The sequence below is a fragment of the Pseudomonas lalkuanensis genome (genome assembly GCF_008807375.1).
Classification (GTDB): Bacteria; Pseudomonadota; Gammaproteobacteria; order Pseudomonadales; family Pseudomonadaceae; genus Metapseudomonas; species Metapseudomonas lalkuanensis.
On record NZ_CP043311.1, the window covers coordinates 625,764 to 642,937 of the forward strand.

Here is a 17,174-nt window from a genome sequence, read left to right on the forward strand (position 1 = left end):
GATGCAACTGAATGTAAATGGCGCTCAGGCTATCGAAGTCTCCGAGCGTACTTTTGGCGGTGAGTTCAACGAGACCCTGGTTCACCAGGCTGTTGTTGCCTACATGGCCGGTGGCCGTCAGGGCACTCGCGCGCAGAAGACCCGTTCCGAAGTTTCCGGTGGTGGCAAGAAGCCGTGGCGTCAGAAGGGCACTGGTCGTGCTCGTGCTGGCACCATTCGCAGCCCCATCTGGCGCTCCGGTGGTACCACCTTCGCTGCCAAGCCACAGGATCACTCCCAGAAGCTCAACAAGAAGATGTACCGCGCTGCTCTGCGCTCCATCCTCTCCGAGCTGGTTCGTCAGGATCGTCTGGTAGTGGTTGAGGACTTCGCCGTTGAAGCCCCGAAAACCAAGGCTCTGCTGGGCAAGCTGAATGGCCTGGGTCTGACCGACGTGCTGATCGTTTCCGAAGGCGTTGATCAGAACCTGTACCTCGCTGCTCGCAACCTGCCGCACGTTGATGTTCGTGACGTTCAGGGTTCCGACCCGGTCAGCCTGATCGCCTACGACAAGGTGCTGATCACCGTGTCCGCCGTGAAGAAATTCGAGGAGCTGCTGGCATGAACCAGGAACGCGTATTCAAGGTGCTGGTTGGCCCGCACATCTCCGAGAAGGCCACCATGCTGGCCGACGGCAAGAGCCAATTCGTCTTCAAGGTTGCCACCGATGCAACCAAGCTGGAAATCAAGAAGGCCGTTGAAAGCCTGTTCAGCGTGAAAGTCGCTCGCGTCACCACCCTCAATGTGAAGGGCAAGACCAAGCGTACCGTTCGCGGCCTGGGCAAGCGTAACGACTGGAAAAAGGCGTACATCGCTCTCCAGCCGGGCCAAGATCTCGATTTCGCCAGCAGCGCTGAGTAAAGGGGTGCATCATGGCAATCGTTAAGTGCAAACCGACTTCCGCTGGCCGCCGTTTCGTGGTCAAGGTCGTCAACCAGGAGCTGCACAAAGGCGCTCCTTACGCCCCGCTGGTCGAGAAGAAATCGAAGAGCGGTGGTCGTAACAACAACGGCCGCATCACCACTCGCCACATCGGCGGTGGTCACAAGCAGCACTACCGTCTGGTCGACTTCCGTCGCAACAAGGATGGCATCCCTGCCACCGTAGAGCGCATCGAATACGATCCGAACCGTACTGCTCACATCGCTCTGCTGAAGTACGCTGATGGCGAGCGTCGCTACATCATCGCGCCGAAAGGCGTGAGCGCTGGCGACCAGCTGATCTCCGGCGTAAACGCACCGATCAAGGCCGGTAATACCCTGCCGCTGCGCAACATTCCGGTTGGTAGCACTGTTCATGGTATCGAGCTGAAGCCCGGCAAAGGCGCGCAAATCGCCCGTTCCGCTGGTGCCTCCGTTCAGCTGGTTGCCCGTGAAGGTGCCTACGTAACCCTGCGTCTGCGCTCCGGCGAGATGCGCAAAGTCCTGGCTGAGTGCCGTGCGACCCTGGGCGAAGTCTCGAACTCCGAGCACAGCCTGCGTTCGCTGGGTAAAGCTGGTGCCAAGCGCTGGCGTGGTGTTCGCCCGACCGTTCGCGGCGTGGCGATGAACCCGGTAGACCACCCGCATGGTGGTGGTGAAGGTCGTACCTCTGGTGGCCGTCATCCGGTGTCTCCGTGGGGCTTCCCGACCAAGGGTGCGAAGACCCGCGCGAACAAGCGCACCGACAACATGATCGTCCGTCGCCGTAAATAACTGAGGATACGACAGTGCCGCGTTCTCTGAAAAAAGGTCCTTTTATCGATCTTCACCTACTGAAGAAGATCGAAGTGGCGGTGGAAAAGAACGATCGCAAGCCGGTGAAAACCTGGTCGCGTCGCTCCATCGTACTGCCGCAGATGGTTGGTCTGACCATCGCTGTTCATAACGGTCGTCAACACGTCCCGGTCCTCGTGAACGAAGACATGGTCGGCCACAAACTCGGCGAGTTCGCTGCTACCCGCACCTATCGCGGTCATGCTGCGGACAAGAAAGCCAAGCGTTAAGGGGTAAGGAACGATGGAAGTAGCCGCTAAGCTGTCGGGCGCTCGAATCTCCGCCCAGAAAGCCCGCTTGGTCGCCGACCAGATCCGCGGGAAGAAGGTGGGCGAAGCGCTCAACCTGCTGACTTTCAGCAGCAAGAAAGCCGCTGAAATCATGAAGAAAGTGCTGGAGTCGGCCGTAGCCAACGCCGAGCACAACGAAGGCGCCGATGTGGATGACCTGAAGGTCTCCACCGTCTTCGTCAACGAAGGACGTTCGCTGAAGCGCATCATGCCGCGCGCCAAGGGCCGTGCTGATCGCATCGTCAAGCGGTCTTGCCATATCACTGTCAAGGTTGCGGACAAGTAACGGAGTCGATCAGATGGGTCAGAAAGTACATCCCACTGGCATTCGCCTGGGTATCGTCAAGGAGCACACCTCCGTTTGGTACGCCGATAAGCGCACTTATGCCGATTATCTGTTTGCCGACCTGAAGGTGCGTGAGTACCTCCAAGACAAACTAAAAAGCGCGTCCGTAAGCCGTATCGATATTCATCGTCCGGCTCAAACCGCACGCATCACCATCCACACCGCTCGTCCCGGCATCGTGATCGGCAAGAAAGGTGAAGATGTTGAGAAGCTGCGTCAGGACCTGACCAAGCAAATGGGTGTGCCGGTGCACATCAATATCGAAGAGATCCGTAAGCCGGAGCTCGACGGTATGCTGGTTGCGCAGAGCGTAGCTCAGCAGCTGGAGCGTCGTGTGATGTTCCGTCGCGCCATGAAGCGCGCTGTACAGAACGCCATGCGCATTGGTGCCAAGGGCATCAAGATCCAGGTTAGTGGTCGTCTCGGTGGTGCTGAAATCGCCCGTACCGAGTGGTATCGCGAAGGTCGTGTGCCCCTGCACACCCTGCGTGCCGACATCGACTACGCAACCTATGAAGCGCACACCACTTACGGTGTGATCGGTGTGAAGGTTTGGATCTTCAAGGGTGAGGTCATTGGTGGCCGCCAGGAAGAGCTGAAGCCGGTAGCGCCCGCTCCTCGTAAAAAAGCTGCTAAGTAAGGGGTACGCCAAATGCTGCAACCAAAGCGTACGAAGTTCCGCAAGCAGATGACCGGCCACAACCGTGGTCTGGCTCAGCGCGGTAGCAAGGTCAGCTTCGGCGAGTTCGCGCTGAAGGCTACTGGCCGTGGTCGTCTCACTGCCCGTCAGATCGAGGCTGCACGTCGTGCCCTCACCCGTCACGTGAAGCGTGGCGGCAAGATCTGGATCCGTGTGTTCCCGGATAAACCCGTTACCAAGAAGCCCCTGGAAGTACGTATGGGTAAAGGTAAGGGTGGCGTCGAGTACTGGGTAGCCCAGATTCAACCGGGCAAGGTCCTGTACGAGATCGAGGGTGTTTCCGAAGAGCTGGCGCGTGAGGCATTCGCCCTGGCCGCTGCAAAGCTGCCGCTCGCCACCTCCTTTGTTAAGCGGACGGTGATGTGATGAAAGCGAATGAACTTCGTGAAAAATCCGTACAGCAGCTGAACGAGCAACTGCTCGGCCTGCTGCGCGACCAGTTCAATCTGCGCATGCAGAAGGCAACTGGCCAGTTGGGGCAGTCTCACCTGCTCTCGCAAGTGAAGCGCGACATCGCTCGCGTGAAAACTGTGCTCAACCAGCAAGCAGGTAAGTAATCATGGCTGAAGCTCAGAAAACCGTCCGCACGCTGACCGGCCGCGTCGTCAGCGACAAGATGGACAAGACCATCACCGTTCTGATCGAGCGCCGCGTAAAGCACCCGATCTACGGTAAATACGTGAAGCGTTCGACCAAGCTGCACGCCCACGACGAAACCAACCAGTGCCGCATCGGCGACAAGGTCACCATTCGTGAGACCCGTCCGCTGGCCAAGACCAAATCCTGGTCCCTGGTGGAAGTCGTCGAACGTGCCGTGGAAGTCTAAGGACTAAGGGTCGGAGAAAGATATGATTCAGACTCAATCCATGCTCGACGTCGCTGACAACAGCGGTGCTCGTCGCGTTATGTGCATCAAGGTCCTTGGTGGTTCGCACCGTCGCTACGCCGGCATCGGCGACATCATCAAAGTGACCGTGAAAGAAGCGATTCCGCGTGGCAAGGTGAAGAAAGGCCAGGTAATGACCGCTGTTGTGGTTCGTACCAAGCATGGCGTTCGTCGCCCTGACGGCTCGATCATCCGCTTCGACGGCAACGCCGCCGTCCTGCTGAACAACAAGCAGGAGCCGATCGGCACCCGTATCTTCGGGCCCGTGACCCGTGAACTGCGTTCCGAGAAGTTCATGAAGATCGTCTCGCTCGCCCCCGAAGTGCTGTAAGGAGAAGCCGTCATGCAAAAGATTCGTCGTGACGACGAGATCATCGTCATCGCCGGCAAGGACAAGGGCAAGCGTGGCAAGGTGCTCAAGGTTCTCGCTGACAGCCGCGTGCTGGTCAGTGGTGTAAACCTGATCAAGCGCCACACCAAGCCTAACCCCATGGCCGGTGTTCAGGGCGGTATCGTCGAGCGAGAGGCGCCTCTGCACCTCTCCAACGTGGCCATCTTCAATGGCGAAACCAACAAGGCTGATCGCGTTGGTTTCAAAGTTGAAGACGGTAAGAAAATTCGTGTCTTCAAGTCGACCCAAAAACCGGTTGATGCTTGAGAACTGCTAGGTAGATAACCATGGCACGACTGAAAGAGATTTACCGGAAAGAAATCGCGCCGAAGCTGAAGGAACAACTTCAGCTTGCGAACGTGATGGAAGTTCCGCGCATCACCAAAATCACCCTGAACATGGGTCTGGGCGAAGCGATCGGTGACAAGAAAATCATCGAGAACGCTGTAGCTGACCTGGAAAAGATCACTGGCCAGAAAGCCGTCGTGACCTACGCCCGCAAGTCCATTGCAGGCTTCAAGGTTCGTGAAGGTTGGCCGATCGGCGTCAAGGTCACCCTGCGCCGTGATCGCATGTACGAGTTCCTGGATCGTCTGCTGGCCATCTCCCTGCCGCGCGTGCGTGACTTCCGCGGCCTGAATGCCAAGTCCTTCGACGGTCGTGGCAACTACAGCATGGGTGTGAAAGAGCAGATCATCTTCCCGGAAATCGATTACGACAAAATCGATGCGCTGCGCGGTCTGGATATCACCCTGACCACCACCGCCCGTACGGATGATGAAGGTCGTGCTCTGCTGCGCGCCTTCAACTTCCCGTTCCGCAACTGATTGGAGTAGGAATATGGCCAAACAGAGCATGAAAAACCGCGAGCTGAAGCGTCAGCTGACGGTTGCTAAGTACGCTAAGAAGCGCGCTGAGCTGAAAGCTATCATTGCCAACCCGAACTCCACTCCGGAAGCTCGTTGGGAAGCCCAGGTAGCCCTGCAGAAGCAGCCACGTGACGCCAGCGCCTCGCGCCTGCGTAACCGCTGCCGCATCACTGGCCGTCCGCACGGCGTTTACCGCAAGTTCGGCCTCGGCCGTAACAAGCTGCGTGAAGCTGCCATGCGCGGTGATGTGCCCGGCCTGGTGAAAGCCAGCTGGTAATGATCGTCGGCTGGGTCGACCCCTCCGGTCGGCCTAGCCCAGGTCATCTGAATCAAGCCCCTTTTGGGGCTTGATTCGTTTCTGGAGTATCTCTAGAATGTCCGGCTCGCCGAGTCTGGCCAAAATTCGTCCAGTGCTCGCGTGTGACACTAGCCGCAAGGCTATTTCTTTTTGTATCAGGAGCATCTAGCCCATGAGTATGCAGGACCCGTTAGCGGACATGCTAACTCGTATCCGTAATGCCCAGATGGCTGAAAAGTCTGTCGTAAGCATGCCGTCCTCCAAGCTGAAGGTGGCAGTGGCCAGCGTTCTGAAGAACGAGGGTTACATCACGGGATACCAAGTCAGCAGCGACATCAAGCCTCTGCTGTCCATCGAGCTGAAGTACTTCGAAGGCCGTCCGGTAATCGAAGAGCTGAAGCGCGTAAGCCGTCCTGGTCTGCGCCAGTACAAGTCCGTCGATCAGCTGCCGAAAGTACGTGGCGGTCTGGGCGTATCGATCGTTTCCACCAACAAGGGTGTGATGACTGATCGTGCTGCCCGCGCTGCTGGCGTTGGCGGCGAAGTGCTTTGCACTGTGTTCTAAGGGGGGTTGAAAGCATGTCTCGCGTTGCTAAGAACCCCGTCAAGCTGCCCGCTGGCGTAGAAGTCAAGATCGCCGGTCAGCAGCTCTCGGTGAAGGGCGCCAAGGGCGCTCTCGAACTGAAAGTGCATCCGTCTGTGGAAGTTCTGGAAGAATCCGGTGAGCTGCGCTTCGCTGCTCGCAACGGTGATCAGCAGAACCGCGCCATGGCCGGTACCACCCGTGCGCTGGTTAACAACATGGTGATCGGCGTCAGCCAGGGCTTCGAGCGCAAGCTCCAGCTGGTCGGCGTTGGTTACAAAGCTCAGGCCAAAGGTCAAACGCTGTCCCTGGCTCTCGGCTTCTCGCATCCGGTGGATTACGAACTGCCGCAAGGCATCACCGCTGAAACCCCCAGCCAGACCGATATCCTGATCAAGGGCATCGACAAGCAGCTGGTTGGTCAAGTGGCCGCTGAGATCCGCGACTTCCGTCCGCCGGAGCCTTACAAAGGCAAGGGTGTACGTTACGCCGACGAAGTCGTCCGTCGTAAAGAAGCTAAGAAGAAGTAGGGCATAGCAAATGAGCGTAAAGAAAGAAACTCGTCTGCGTCGCGCTCGCAAGGCACGCCTGAAAATGCGCGAGCTGGAAGCCGTACGCCTCTGCGTGTACCGCTCTTCCCAGCACATCTACGCCCAGGTCATTTCGGCCGACGGCGCCAAGGTCCTGGCCAGCGCCTCGACCCTGGACAAAGAACTGCGTGACGGCGCCACTGGCAACGTCGACGCGGCCAAGAAGGTTGGTCAGCTGGTTGCCGAGCGTGCTAAGGCCGCTGGCGTCACTCAGGTGGCATTCGATCGTTCTGGCTTCAAGTACCACGGCCGCGTCAAGGCGCTGGCTGATGCTGCTCGTGAAGGCGGGCTGGAGTTCTAAGTTATGGCAAATAACGAGCAAAAGCGCGACGAAGGCTACATCGAGAAGCTGGTTCAGGTTAACCGCGTTGCCAAGACCGTAAAAGGTGGTCGTATCTTCACCTTCACCGCACTGACCGTGGTGGGTGATGGCAAAGGCCGCGTTGGCTTCGGTCGTGGCAAGTCCCGCGAAGTGCCGGCTGCGATCCAGAAGGCGATGGAAGCTGCCCGCCGCAACATGATCCAGGTTGATCTGGATGGCACCACCCTGCAGTACCCGATCAAGTCCGCCCATGGCGCCTCCAAGGTGTTCATGCAGCCGGCTTCCGAAGGTACCGGTATCATCGCCGGCGGCGCCATGCGTGCTGTTCTGGAAGTGGCCGGTGTGCAGAACGTTCTGGCCAAGTGCTACGGCTCTACCAATCCGGTGAACGTGGTTTACGCCACTTTCAAGGGTCTGAAGAACATGCAGTCCCCTGAGTCCGTTGCGGCCAAGCGTGGTAAGAGCGTCGAGGAGATTCTCTAATCATGGCAACTGTCAAAGTGACGCTGGTCAAGAGCGTTAGCGGCCGTCTGGCCAACCACAAGGCTTGCGTCAAGGGTCTCGGCCTGCGTCGCATTGGTCACACCGTAGAGGTTCAGGACACTCCTGAGAATCGCGGCATGATCAACAAGGCTTACTACCTTCTGCGTGTCGAGGGTTAATCCATGAAACTGAACGATCTGCGTTCCGCGCCGGGTGCCCGTCGCGAAAAGCACCGTCCGGGCCGTGGCATCGGTAGCGGTTTGGGTAAGACTGGTGGCCGTGGTCACAAAGGTCAGACCTCCCGCTCCGGTGGCACCATTGCTCCGGGCTTCGAAGGCGGTCAGCAGCCGCTGCACCGTCGTCTGCCGAAGTTCGGCTTCGTCTCCCTGAAGGCTATGGATCGCGCAGAAGTGCGTACCTCCGAGCTGGCCAAGGTCGAAGGCGACGTCATCACTCTGCAGGCGCTGAAGGATGCGAACGTGATTAACCAGAACGTACAGCGTGTGAAAGTCATGCTGTCCGGCGACGTTACTCGCGCGGTCACCCTGAAAGGTATCGCCGCCACCAAAGGTGCGCGTGCGGCTATCGAAGCAGCTGGCGGTAAGTTCGAGGACTAAATGGCTAAGCAAGGTGCTCTCTCCGCGCTCAGCAATGGCGGGTTGTCCGAGCTCTGGGCTCGACTGCGTTTCCTGTTCCTGGCGATCATCGTCTACCGGATCGGCGCGCACATCCCAGTGCCCGGTATCAACCCTGACCGGCTGGCCGAGCTGTTCCGGCAGAACGAGGGGACCATTCTTAGCCTGTTCAACATGTTCTCCGGCGGCGCGCTGGAGCGGATGAGCATCTTTGCACTGGGGATCATGCCGTACATCTCGGCGTCGATCATCATGCAGCTCATGACCGCTATCAGTCCGCAGCTGGAGCAGTTGAAGAAGGAAGGTGAAGCTGGCCGTCGCAAGATCAGCCAGTACACCCGCTACGGCACTGTAGTCCTGGCATTGGTCCAGGCCATTGGCATGTCCGTTGGTCTGGCCAGTCAAGGCGTCGCTTTCTCGACTGATTTCGGCTTCTACTTCGTGGCTGTCACCACCTTCGTGGCTGGTGCGATGTTCATGATGTGGTTGGGCGAACAGATCACTGAGCGCGGTGTCGGCAACGGTATCTCGATGCTGATTTTTGCTGGCATCGTGGCCGGTCTGCCGAGGGCGATCGGGCAGTCTTTCGAGTCTGCACGCCAGGGCGATATCAACATCTTCGCTCTGGTCGCCATCGGTTTGTTGGCAGTAGCGATCATCGGTTTCGTGGTGTTCATCGAGCGTGGTCAGCGTCGCATTGCGGTGCACTACGCCAAGCGTCAGCAGGGCCGCAAGGTCTTCGCTGCGCAGACCAGCCACCTGCCGTTGAAGGTGAACATGGCCGGCGTTATCCCGGCTATTTTCGCCAGCAGCATCCTGCTGTTCCCGGCCTCTCTGGGCGCCTGGTTCGGTCAGTCCGAAAGCATGGGCTGGCTGCAGGACGTCGCACAGGCTATCGCTCCTGGTCAGCCGTTGAACATTCTGCTGTTTAGTGCAGGGATCGTATTCTTCTGCTTCTTCTACACAGCTCTGATGTTCAATCCGAAAGACGTGGCGGAGAACCTGAAGAAGTCCGGTGCCTTTATTCCGGGTATCCGACCGGGCGAGCAGTCGGCGCGCTATATCGATGGCGTACTGACTCGTTTGACCATGTTTGGTGCTCTGTACATGACGGCTGTTTGCCTGCTGCCCCAGTTCCTGGTGGTTGCAGCGAACGTACCGTTCTACCTTGGCGGGACCTCGTTGCTGATCGTGGTTGTGGTTGTGATGGACTTTATGGCCCAAGTACAATCCCACCTCGTTTCGCACCAGTACGAATCCCTGATGAAGAAAGCCAACCTGAAGGGCTACGGCAGCGGCATGCTCCGCTGACCCGGTTCCGTAAGGTTCTAGGAGTTACTGATGAAAGTTCGTGCATCGGTGAAAAAGCTGTGCCGCAACTGCAAGATCATCCGTCGCGACGGTATCGTTCGCGTGATCTGCAGCGCGGAACCGCGTCACAAGCAGCGCCAAGGCTGAGTGTGATTCACGCGTTATGAGCCCGGCAGCTAGTGCGCTGCCGGGTTGATTATTCGTTTTTACAGCGCTAATATCTCGCGCCCTTTTCTTGGCTTCCGGGGCGTAGGTAGCTGTCAACTGGAGTTTCACTGAATGGCCCGTATTGCAGGCGTCAACATTCCAGATAACAAGCACACTGTTATCTCGCTGACCTACATCTACGGTGTTGGTCGCACCACTGCGCAGAAAATCTGCGCTGTCACCGGCGTAAACCCGGCGGCAAAGATCAAGGATCTCTCTGACGAGCAGATCGAACAGCTGCGTGGCGAAGTCGCGAAGCTCACCACTGAAGGTGACCTGCGTCGCGAAATCAACATGAACATCAAGCGTCTGATGGACCTGGGCTGCTACCGCGGTCTGCGTCATCGTCGCGGTCTGCCTGTTCATGGCCAGCGCACCAAGACCAACGCGCGTACCCGTAAGGGCCCGCGTAAGCCGATCCGCAAGTAATTGCGCCCGCGAATCGACAGGAATTAAGTCATGGCTAAGCCTGCTGCTCGTCCTCGTAAGAAAATCAAAAAGACAGTGGTGGATGGGATCGCCCATATCCACGCTTCTTTCAACAACACCATCGTTACCATCACTGATCGTCAGGGCAATGCTCTGTCCTGGGCGACCTCCGGTGGTTCCGGTTTCCGCGGCTCCCGTAAGAGCACCCCGTTCGCAGCCCAGGTTGCTGCCGAGCGCGCCGGTCAGGCTGCTCTGGAATACGGCCTGAAGAACCTCGACGTGAACGTCAAGGGCCCGGGTCCGGGTCGCGAATCCGCTGTGCGTGCACTGAACGCCTGCGGCTACAAGATCGCCAGCATCACCGACGTGACGCCCATCCCGCACAACGGGTGCCGTCCGCCGAAGAAGCGTCGCGTGTAAAAGGAGACAGTGAGAAATGGCTCGTTACATTGGTCCCAAGTGCAAACTGTCCCGTCGTGAAGGTACCGACCTCTTCCTGAAGAGTGGTGCTCGCGCGCTCGAATCCAAGTGCAACATCGAATCCGCTCCTGGCCAGCATGGCGCCCGTCGTGGCCGTCTGTCCGACTACGGCACCCAGCTGCGCGAAAAGCAGAAAGTACGCCGCATCTACGGTGTTCTGGAGCGCCAGTTCGGTAATTACTACAAAGAAGCTGCTGCCCGCAAAGGCGCTACCGGCGAAAACCTGCTGCAACTCCTCGAGTGCCGCCTGGACAACGTCGTGTATCGCATGGGCTTCGGCGCTACTCGTTCCGAGTCCCGTCAGCTGGTTTCCCACAAGGCCATCAGCGTGAACGGTCAGACCGTGAACGTTCCGTCCTACCAGGTCAAAGCTGGTGACGTGGTTGCCGTTCGCGAGAAGTCGAAGAACCAGCTGCGTATCGTCCAGGCCCTCGAACTGTGCGCCCAGCGTGGCCGCGTGGAGTGGGTCGAGGTCGACGCAGACAAGAAGTCCGGCGTGTTCAAGAGCGTGCCGGCTCGCAGCGATCTGTCCGCCGACATCAACGAAAACCTGATTGTCGAGCTCTACTCCAAGTAAGGGCTAGAAAATAGGTGCATCCATGCAGAGTTCGGTAAATGAGTTCCTGACCCCCCGCCACATTGATGTGCAGGTGGTCAGTCCGACCCGCGCCAAGATCACGCTCGAGCCTCTCGAGCGTGGTTTCGGCCATACCCTGGGCAACGCGCTGCGTCGCATCCTGTTGTCCTCCATGCCTGGCTGTGCAGTAGTCGAGGCCGAAATCGACGGCGTACTCCACGAGTACAGCGCCATCGAGGGTGTTCAGGAAGATGTCATCGAGATCCTCCTGAACCTCAAAGGCCTGGCTATCAAGCTGCACGGCCGTGACGAAGTAACGCTGAACCTTTCGAAGAAAGGCTCGGGCGTGGTCACTGCTGCCGATATTCAGCTGGATCATGATGTCGAAATCGTCAACGGCGACCACGTGATCGCCAACCTGGCGGATAACGGCGTCCTGAACATGAAGCTCAAGGTGTCCCGCGGCCGTGGCTATGAGCCCGCCGATGCGCGCCAGAGCGACGAAGACGAGAGCCGCAGCATTGGTCGTCTGCAGCTCGACGCCTCGTTCAGTCCCGTCCGTCGTGTTGCCTACGTGGTTGAAAACGCCCGTGTGGAGCAGCGCACCAACCTGGACAAGCTGGTCATCGATCTGGAAACCAACGGCACGCTGGACCCTGAAGAGGCCATCCGTCGTGCCGCTACTATCCTGCAACACCAACTGGCTGCGTTCGTCGACCTGAAGGGCGACAGCGAGCCGGTAGTAGTTGAGCAGGAAGACGAGATCGATCCGATCCTGCTTCGTCCGGTTGATGACCTCGAGCTGACCGTACGTTCGGCCAACTGCCTGAAGGCGGAGAACATCTACTACATCGGCGACCTGATTCAGCGCACCGAAGTAGAGCTGTTGAAGACTCCGAACCTGGGCAAGAAGTCCCTGACCGAGATCAAGGACGTCCTGGCCTCCCGTGGTCTGTCCCTCGGCATGCGCCTCGACAACTGGCCGCCGGCAAGTCTCAAGAAGGACGACAAGGCGACTGCCTGATCGTCGTAATCACCGAACGTAGAAGTTTGGTAAGGAATTGAACCATGCGTCATCGTAAAAGTGGCCGTCACCTGAGCCGCACCAGCGCACACCGCAAGGCCATGTTCCAGAACATGGCAGTGTCGCTGTTCGAGCACGAACTGATCAAAACCACCCTGCCCAAAGCCAAGGAACTGCGTCGCGTTGCCGAGCCGCTGATCACCCTGGCCAAGGAAGACAGCGTTGCCAACCGTCGTCTGGCTTTCGACCGTACCCGTTCGAAAGCTGCCGTAGGCAAGCTGTTCAACGATCTGGGCAAGCGCTACGCCAACCGTCAGGGCGGCTACCTGCGCATCCTGAAGTGCGGTTTCCGCGCTGGCGACAACGCTCCCATGGCTTACGTCGAACTGGTTGACCGTCCGGTCGCTGGTGAAGTCGAAGCTGCTGCCGAGTAAGTCGGTCGTTGCATGAAAAACCGGGCCCTGTGCCCGGTTTTTTTATGCCTGTTCAATTGGTCTATATCTATCGATTGGTTGTCGTTAATAAATTGGAGCCAGTTTCTGACTGAATCGATACTCCTGCTCATCCGGTCACGCCGGAATCAAAAGAGCCCAAAAGGAGATGTTGCATGAGCCAGAAGCCGATTCTCACCACGACCGCCGGTAATCCGGTTGCGGATAACCAGAATTCCCTCAGTGCCGGGCCGCGCGGGCCGCTGTTGCTCCAGGACTACCACCTGATCGAGAAGCTGGCCCACCAGAACCGTGAGCGCATTCCAGAGCGCGTCGTGCATGCCAAGGGCTGGGGTGCCCATGGCACGTTGACCATCACGAACGATATCACCCACTACAGCAAGGCTTCGGTATTTTCCGAGGTTGGCAGGAAGACCCCGGTGCTTGCGCGCTTCTCCACCGTAGCAGGCGAAATGGGCGCTGCTGATGCCGAGCGCGACGTGCGCGGCTTCGCCCTGAAGTTCTATACCGAGCAAGGCAACTGGGACGTAGTGGGTAACAACACCCCGATTTTCTTCATCCGCGACCCGCTCAAGTTCCCCGACTTCATTCACACCCAGAAGCGTCATCCGAAAACCAACCTGAGATCCAGCACCGCCGCTTGGGACTTCTGGTCGCTGTCGCCGGAAAGCCTCCACCAGGTGACGATGCTGATGTCAGACCGTGGGTTGCCCACCGACGTGCGCCATATCAATGGCTACGGTTCGCACACCTACAGCTTCATCAACGCAGCCAGCGAGCGCTTCTGGGTCAAGTTCCACTTCAAGACGCTGCAGGGCCACCAGCACTGGACCAACGACGAGGCGGCCGCGGTGGTTGGTCGCAGCCGGGAAACCACCCAGGAGGATCTGTTCTACAGCATCGAGAACGGCGACTTCCCGAAATGGCGCTTCTGCATCCAGGTCATGACTGAAGAGCAGGCGCGCAACACCCGCTATAACCCTTTCGACCTGACCAAGGTCTGGCCGCATGGGGAGTTTCCGCTGATCGAGGTGGGTATCCTGGAGCTGAATCGCAACGCGGAAAATTACTTCGCCGAGATCGAGCAGGCTGCCTTCTCGCCCTCCAACGTAGTGCCCGGCATTGGCCATTCGCCCGACAAGATGCTCCAGGCCCGTGTATTCAGCTACGCCGATGCGCACCGCTACCGCTTGGGCACCCACTACGAGGCGCTGCCGGTAAATGCGCCGAAATGCCCGGTCCACCACTACCACAAGGATGGCGCAATGCGCTTCTTCGCCAACGGCCAGAATCCGGACGCCTACTACGAGCCGAATTCATTTGGTGGCCCGGCGCAGGCTGCGGAGTATGCCGAACCGGCATTGGCGATCGACGGCGCTGCCGATCGCTATGACCACCGTGATGGCAATGACGATTACAGCCAGCCACGCGCACTGTTCCAGCTGTTCGACGAAGGCCAGCGGCAAAGGTTGTTCGCAAATATCGCCGCGTCCATGGCGGGTGTGCCACAGTTCATCATCGACCGTCAGCTGGCGCACTTCGACAAAGTGCACCCGGATTACGGCAACGGAGTTCGCTCGGCACTGGCAGTCGGCAACTGAGCTGCATTACACGCTCAAAAAAAAGGCCGGGCATCGCTGCCCGGCCGCTCTCGTAGCGTCGTCTTGATCAGGCCCGATCGCGCTCCAGCAACGGCTTGAGGAAGCGTCCGGTATGGGACTGTGGCATCTCCGCGACGTCCTCCGGCGTACCGGTGGCGATGATCTGGCCGCCCTTGGAGCCGCCTTCCGGCCCAAGGTCCACCAGCCAGTCCGCAGTCTTGATCACGTCCAGGTTGTGCTCGATGACCACGACCGTGTTGCCGTGGTCACGCAGGCGATGCAGCACGTCCAGCAGTTGCTGGATATCCGCGAAGTGCAGGCCGGTGGTGGGCTCGTCGAGGATATACAACGTCTTGCCGGTATCGCGTTTGGAGAGCTCGCGGGACAGCTTCACCCGCTGCGCTTCGCCGCCGGACAGGGTGGTCGCCGACTGGCCCAGGCGGATGTAGGACAGGCCCACATCCATCAGCGTCTGCAGCTTGCGGGCGATGGCCGGCACCGCGTCGAAGAATTCGCGGGCTTCCTCGATGGTCATTTCGAGCACTTCGTGGATGCTCTTGCCCTTGTAGCGGATCTCCAGGGTTTCGCGGTTGTAGCGCTTGCCCTTGCAGACGTCGCAGGGAACGTAGATGTCCGGCAGGAAGTGCATCTCCACCTTGATCACGCCATCGCCCTGGCAGGCTTCGCAGCGGCCGCCCTTCACGTTGAAGGAGAAGCGCCCCGGACCGTAGCCACGGGAGCGGGACTCCGGAACGCCGGCGAACAGCTCGCGGATCGGCGTGAACAGACCGGTGTAGGTGGCCGGGTTCGAGCGCGGGGTCCGGCCGATCGGGCTCTGGTCGATATCCACCACCTTGTCCAGGTGCTGCAGGCCATCGAAGCTCTCGTGGGACGAAGCTTCCAGCGAGGTGGCGCCATTCAGCGCGGTGGCGGTGATGGGGAACAGGGTGTTGTTGATCAGGGTCGACTTGCCCGAGCCGGATACGCCGGTCACGCAAGTCAGCAGGCCCACCGGAATCTCCAGGTTCACCTGCTGCAGGTTATTGCCGCTGGCGCCCTTCAGCTTGAGGGACTTCTTCTTGTCGCGAGGGGTACGGCTTGCCGGCACTTCGATCTTCACCCGCCCGGAGAGGTACTTGCCGGTCAGGGAGTTCGGGTGAGCCATGACTTCATCCGGCGTGCCCTCGGCGACTATCTGGCCGCCGTGCACGCCAGCACCCGGGCCGATGTCCACCACATAGTCGGCGAGGCGGATCGCATCCTCGTCGTGCTCGACCACGATCACCGTGTTGCCCAGGTTGCGCAGGTGGGTGAGGGTGGCCAGCAGGCGCTCGTTGTCGCGCTGGTGGAGACCGATGGAAGGCTCGTCGAGGATGTACATCACACCCACCAGGCCGGCGCCGATCTGGCTGGCCAGGCGAATGCGCTGGGCCTCGCCGCCGGAGAGGGTGTCCGCACTGCGATCCAGGGTCAGGTAGTCGAGGCCGACGTTGACCAGGAACTGCAGGCGTTCGCGGATTTCCTTGAGGATCTTCTCGGCAATCTCGCCACGTCGGCCGGTCAGGCTCAGGACGCCGAAGTAGTCGGCCGCCTCGCCCACCGGAAGGCCGGTGACCGCCGGCAGGGTCTTGTCGCCAACCCAGACATGGCGCGCCTCGCGGCGCAGACGCGTGCCACGGCAGTCCGGGCAGGGCTGGGTGCTGAGGAACTTGGCCAGCTCCTCGCGCACGGTGGCCGATTCCGTTTCGCGGTAACGGCGTTCCAGGTTGGGGATGATCCCCTCGAAGGGGTGGGAGCGCTTGACGATGTCGCCGCGGTCGTTGAGGTAGCGGAAGTCGACGTCCTCGCGGCCGCTACCGAAGAGGATCACTTTCTGGTGCTCGGCGGAGAGCTGGTCGAAGGGTTTCTCCAGGCTGAAGCCGTAATGCGCTGCCAGGGAACCGAGCATCTGGAAGTAGTAGACGTTGCGGCGGTCCCAGCCGCGGATGGCGCCCTCGGCCAGGGTCAGTTCGCCATTGACCAGGCGCTTGGCGTCGAAGAACTGTTTTACGCCGAGGCCGTCGCAGGTGGGGCAGGCACCCGCCGGGTTGTTGAAGGAGAACAGCTTGGGTTCCAGCTCGCTGATGGAGTGGCCGCAATGGGGGCAGGCGAAGCGCGCGGAGAAGATGATCTCGTCGCCTTCCTCGTCATCCATGGGCGCCACCAGGGCGATGCCGTCGGCCAGGTTGATGGCCGTCTCGAAGGATTCCGCCAGGCGCTGCTGCAGGTCGCCGCGGACCTTGAAGCGGTCGACCACCACATCGATGGAGTGCTTCTTCTGCTTGTCCAGCTTGGGCAGCTCATCCAGTTCGTACAGCCTGCCGTCCACCCGGGCGCGCACGAAGCCCTGGGCGCGCAGCTCCTCGAACACGGCCAGGTGTTCGCCCTTGCGCTCGCGCACCACCGGGGCCAGCAGCATGAGCTTGCGGCCTTCGGGCAGGGCCAGTACCTGGTCGACCATCTGGCTGACGGTCTGGGCCTCCAGCGGGACGTCGTGGTCCGGGCAGCGCGGCGTACCGACGCGGGCATAGAGCAAGCGCAGGTAGTCGTAGATCTCGGTGATGGTGCCGACGGTGGAGCGCGGGTTGTGGGAGGTGGACTTCTGCTCGATGGAGATCGCCGGCGACAGGCCCTCGATGGTGTCCACATCGGGCTTTTCCATCATCGACAGGAACTGCCGGGCATAGGCCGACAGAGACTCCACATAGCGGCGCTGACCCTCGGCATAGAGGGTATCGAAGGCCAGCGACGACTTGCCCGAACCGGACAGGCCGGTGATCACGATCAGTTTGTCGCGGGGCAGGGTGAGGTCGACGTTCTTCAGGTTATGGGTGCGTGCCCCACGGATCAGGATCTTGTCCACAACGG

28 protein-coding genes are annotated in these 17,174 nt (G+C 59.7%); 27 read left to right on the forward strand and 1 reads right to left on the reverse strand.

The window, feature by feature from the left end:
• Position 1 precedes the first annotated feature (1 nt).
• From rplD to FXN65_RS03055, 27 genes are all read left to right on the forward strand, one after another.
• Positions 2–604 (forward strand): 50S ribosomal protein L4, encoded by a 603-nt coding sequence (rplD, locus tag FXN65_RS02925; RefSeq protein WP_151131574.1) that lies wholly within the window; start codon positions 2–4, stop codon positions 602–604.
• Positions 601–900 (forward strand): 50S ribosomal protein L23, encoded by a 300-nt coding sequence (rplW, locus tag FXN65_RS02930; RefSeq protein ID WP_016490533.1) that lies wholly within the window; start codon positions 601–603, stop codon positions 898–900. The genes rplD and rplW overlap by 4 nt, the downstream gene beginning before the upstream one ends.
• 11 nt (positions 901–911) lie before the next feature.
• Positions 912–1,733, forward strand: coding sequence for a 50S ribosomal protein L2 (rplB, locus tag FXN65_RS02935; protein WP_016490534.1), 822 nt, complete (start codon positions 912–914; stop codon positions 1,731–1,733).
• A gap of 14 nt (positions 1,734–1,747) precedes the next feature.
• Positions 1,748–2,023, forward strand: coding sequence for a 30S ribosomal protein S19 (rpsS, locus tag FXN65_RS02940; protein ID WP_016490535.1), 276 nt, complete (start codon positions 1,748–1,750; stop codon positions 2,021–2,023).
• A gap of 13 nt (positions 2,024–2,036) precedes the next feature.
• On the forward strand, positions 2,037–2,369 hold the full coding sequence (rplV, locus tag FXN65_RS02945) for a 50S ribosomal protein L22 (protein ID WP_007161246.1): 333 nt from the start codon (positions 2,037–2,039) through the stop codon (positions 2,367–2,369).
• Between the two features lie 13 nt (positions 2,370–2,382).
• Positions 2,383–3,069 carry a 30S ribosomal protein S3 gene (gene rpsC, locus FXN65_RS02950; protein WP_028629286.1) on the forward strand — a complete coding sequence of 229 codons (687 nt, stop codon included), beginning with the start codon at positions 2,383–2,385 and terminating at the stop codon, positions 3,067–3,069.
• A 12-nt stretch (positions 3,070–3,081) separates the two neighbouring features.
• On the forward strand, positions 3,082–3,495 hold the full coding sequence (rplP, locus tag FXN65_RS02955) for a 50S ribosomal protein L16 (protein WP_016490537.1): 414 nt from the start codon (positions 3,082–3,084) through the stop codon (positions 3,493–3,495).
• Positions 3,495–3,686, forward strand: a complete 192-nt coding sequence (gene rpmC / locus FXN65_RS02960; protein ID WP_016490538.1) for a 50S ribosomal protein L29 — start codon at positions 3,495–3,497, stop codon at positions 3,684–3,686. The genes rplP and rpmC overlap by 1 nt, the downstream gene beginning before the upstream one ends.
• Positions 3,687–3,688: 2 nt before the next feature.
• A complete protein-coding gene (gene rpsQ, locus FXN65_RS02965) occupies positions 3,689–3,955 on the forward strand; it encodes a 30S ribosomal protein S17 (protein ID WP_003448733.1) in 267 nt (88 codons plus the stop codon).
• A gap of 22 nt (positions 3,956–3,977) precedes the next feature.
• A complete protein-coding gene (gene rplN / locus FXN65_RS02970) occupies positions 3,978–4,346 on the forward strand; it encodes a 50S ribosomal protein L14 (RefSeq protein WP_003448734.1) in 369 nt (122 codons plus the stop codon).
• A gap of 12 nt (positions 4,347–4,358) precedes the next feature.
• The gene (gene rplX, locus FXN65_RS02975) at positions 4,359–4,673 is read left to right on the forward strand and encodes a 50S ribosomal protein L24 (protein ID WP_028629285.1); all 315 of its coding nucleotides are present in this window, start codon (positions 4,359–4,361) and stop codon (positions 4,671–4,673) included.
• 20 nt (positions 4,674–4,693) lie between these two features.
• Positions 4,694–5,233: a 50S ribosomal protein L5 gene (rplE, locus tag FXN65_RS02980; RefSeq protein WP_151131575.1), complete on the forward strand. Its 540-nt coding sequence runs from the start codon at positions 4,694–4,696 to the stop codon at positions 5,231–5,233.
• A gap of 13 nt (positions 5,234–5,246) precedes the next feature.
• Positions 5,247–5,552 carry a 30S ribosomal protein S14 gene (gene rpsN, locus FXN65_RS02985; RefSeq protein ID WP_151131576.1) on the forward strand — a complete coding sequence of 102 codons (306 nt, stop codon included), beginning with the start codon at positions 5,247–5,249 and terminating at the stop codon, positions 5,550–5,552.
• Positions 5,553–5,745: 193 nt separating this feature from the next.
• Positions 5,746–6,138: a 30S ribosomal protein S8 gene (gene rpsH / locus FXN65_RS02990; protein ID WP_016490543.1), complete on the forward strand. Its 393-nt coding sequence runs from the start codon at positions 5,746–5,748 to the stop codon at positions 6,136–6,138.
• 14 nt (positions 6,139–6,152) lie between these two features.
• On the forward strand, positions 6,153–6,686 hold the full coding sequence (rplF, locus tag FXN65_RS02995; RefSeq protein ID WP_028629281.1) for a 50S ribosomal protein L6: 534 nt from the start codon (positions 6,153–6,155) through the stop codon (positions 6,684–6,686).
• A gap of 10 nt (positions 6,687–6,696) precedes the next feature.
• Positions 6,697–7,047, forward strand: coding sequence for a 50S ribosomal protein L18 (gene rplR, locus FXN65_RS03000; protein ID WP_044872684.1), 351 nt, complete (start codon positions 6,697–6,699; stop codon positions 7,045–7,047).
• A 3-nt stretch (positions 7,048–7,050) separates the two neighbouring features.
• Positions 7,051–7,551: a 30S ribosomal protein S5 gene (gene rpsE / locus FXN65_RS03005; protein ID WP_003448746.1), complete on the forward strand. Its 501-nt coding sequence runs from the start codon at positions 7,051–7,053 to the stop codon at positions 7,549–7,551.
• 2 nt (positions 7,552–7,553) lie between these two features.
• Positions 7,554–7,730, forward strand: coding sequence for a 50S ribosomal protein L30 (gene rpmD / locus FXN65_RS03010; RefSeq protein WP_151131577.1), 177 nt, complete (start codon positions 7,554–7,556; stop codon positions 7,728–7,730).
• Positions 7,731–7,733: 3 nt separating this feature from the next.
• Positions 7,734–8,168 (forward strand): 50S ribosomal protein L15, encoded by a 435-nt coding sequence (gene rplO, locus FXN65_RS03015; protein WP_151131578.1) that lies wholly within the window; start codon positions 7,734–7,736, stop codon positions 8,166–8,168.
• Positions 8,169–9,497, forward strand: coding sequence for a preprotein translocase subunit SecY (secY, locus tag FXN65_RS03020; protein WP_151131579.1), 1,329 nt, complete (start codon positions 8,169–8,171; stop codon positions 9,495–9,497).
• 30 nt (positions 9,498–9,527) lie between these two features.
• On the forward strand, positions 9,528–9,644 hold the full coding sequence (rpmJ, locus tag FXN65_RS03025; protein ID WP_003093693.1) for a 50S ribosomal protein L36: 117 nt from the start codon (positions 9,528–9,530) through the stop codon (positions 9,642–9,644).
• A 132-nt stretch (positions 9,645–9,776) separates the two neighbouring features.
• Positions 9,777–10,133 carry a 30S ribosomal protein S13 gene (gene rpsM, locus FXN65_RS03030; protein WP_003448758.1) on the forward strand — a complete coding sequence of 119 codons (357 nt, stop codon included), beginning with the start codon at positions 9,777–9,779 and terminating at the stop codon, positions 10,131–10,133.
• A gap of 30 nt (positions 10,134–10,163) precedes the next feature.
• The gene (rpsK, locus tag FXN65_RS03035) at positions 10,164–10,553 is read left to right on the forward strand and encodes a 30S ribosomal protein S11 (protein WP_039806105.1); all 390 of its coding nucleotides are present in this window, start codon (positions 10,164–10,166) and stop codon (positions 10,551–10,553) included.
• A 16-nt stretch (positions 10,554–10,569) separates the two neighbouring features.
• Positions 10,570–11,190: a 30S ribosomal protein S4 gene (rpsD, locus tag FXN65_RS03040; RefSeq protein WP_151131580.1), complete on the forward strand. Its 621-nt coding sequence runs from the start codon at positions 10,570–10,572 to the stop codon at positions 11,188–11,190.
• Positions 11,191–11,212: 22 nt separating this feature from the next.
• On the forward strand, positions 11,213–12,214 hold the full coding sequence (locus FXN65_RS03045) for a DNA-directed RNA polymerase subunit alpha (RefSeq protein ID WP_028629274.1): 1,002 nt from the start codon (positions 11,213–11,215) through the stop codon (positions 12,212–12,214).
• A 44-nt stretch (positions 12,215–12,258) separates the two neighbouring features.
• Positions 12,259–12,648 carry a 50S ribosomal protein L17 gene (gene rplQ, locus FXN65_RS03050; protein ID WP_004419938.1) on the forward strand — a complete coding sequence of 130 codons (390 nt, stop codon included), beginning with the start codon at positions 12,259–12,261 and terminating at the stop codon, positions 12,646–12,648.
• Positions 12,649–12,821: 173 nt separating this feature from the next.
• On the forward strand, positions 12,822–14,267 hold the full coding sequence (locus tag FXN65_RS03055) for a catalase (protein ID WP_151131581.1): 1,446 nt from the start codon (positions 12,822–12,824) through the stop codon (positions 14,265–14,267).
• A 67-nt stretch (positions 14,268–14,334) separates the two neighbouring features.
• Here the strand turns inward: FXN65_RS03055 and uvrA are convergent, their stop codons facing one another.
• Positions 14,335–17,169 (reverse strand): excinuclease ABC subunit UvrA, encoded by a 2,835-nt coding sequence (gene uvrA, locus FXN65_RS03060; protein WP_151131582.1) that lies wholly within the window; start codon positions 17,167–17,169, stop codon positions 14,335–14,337.
• Positions 17,170–17,174: the final 5 nt, after the last annotated feature.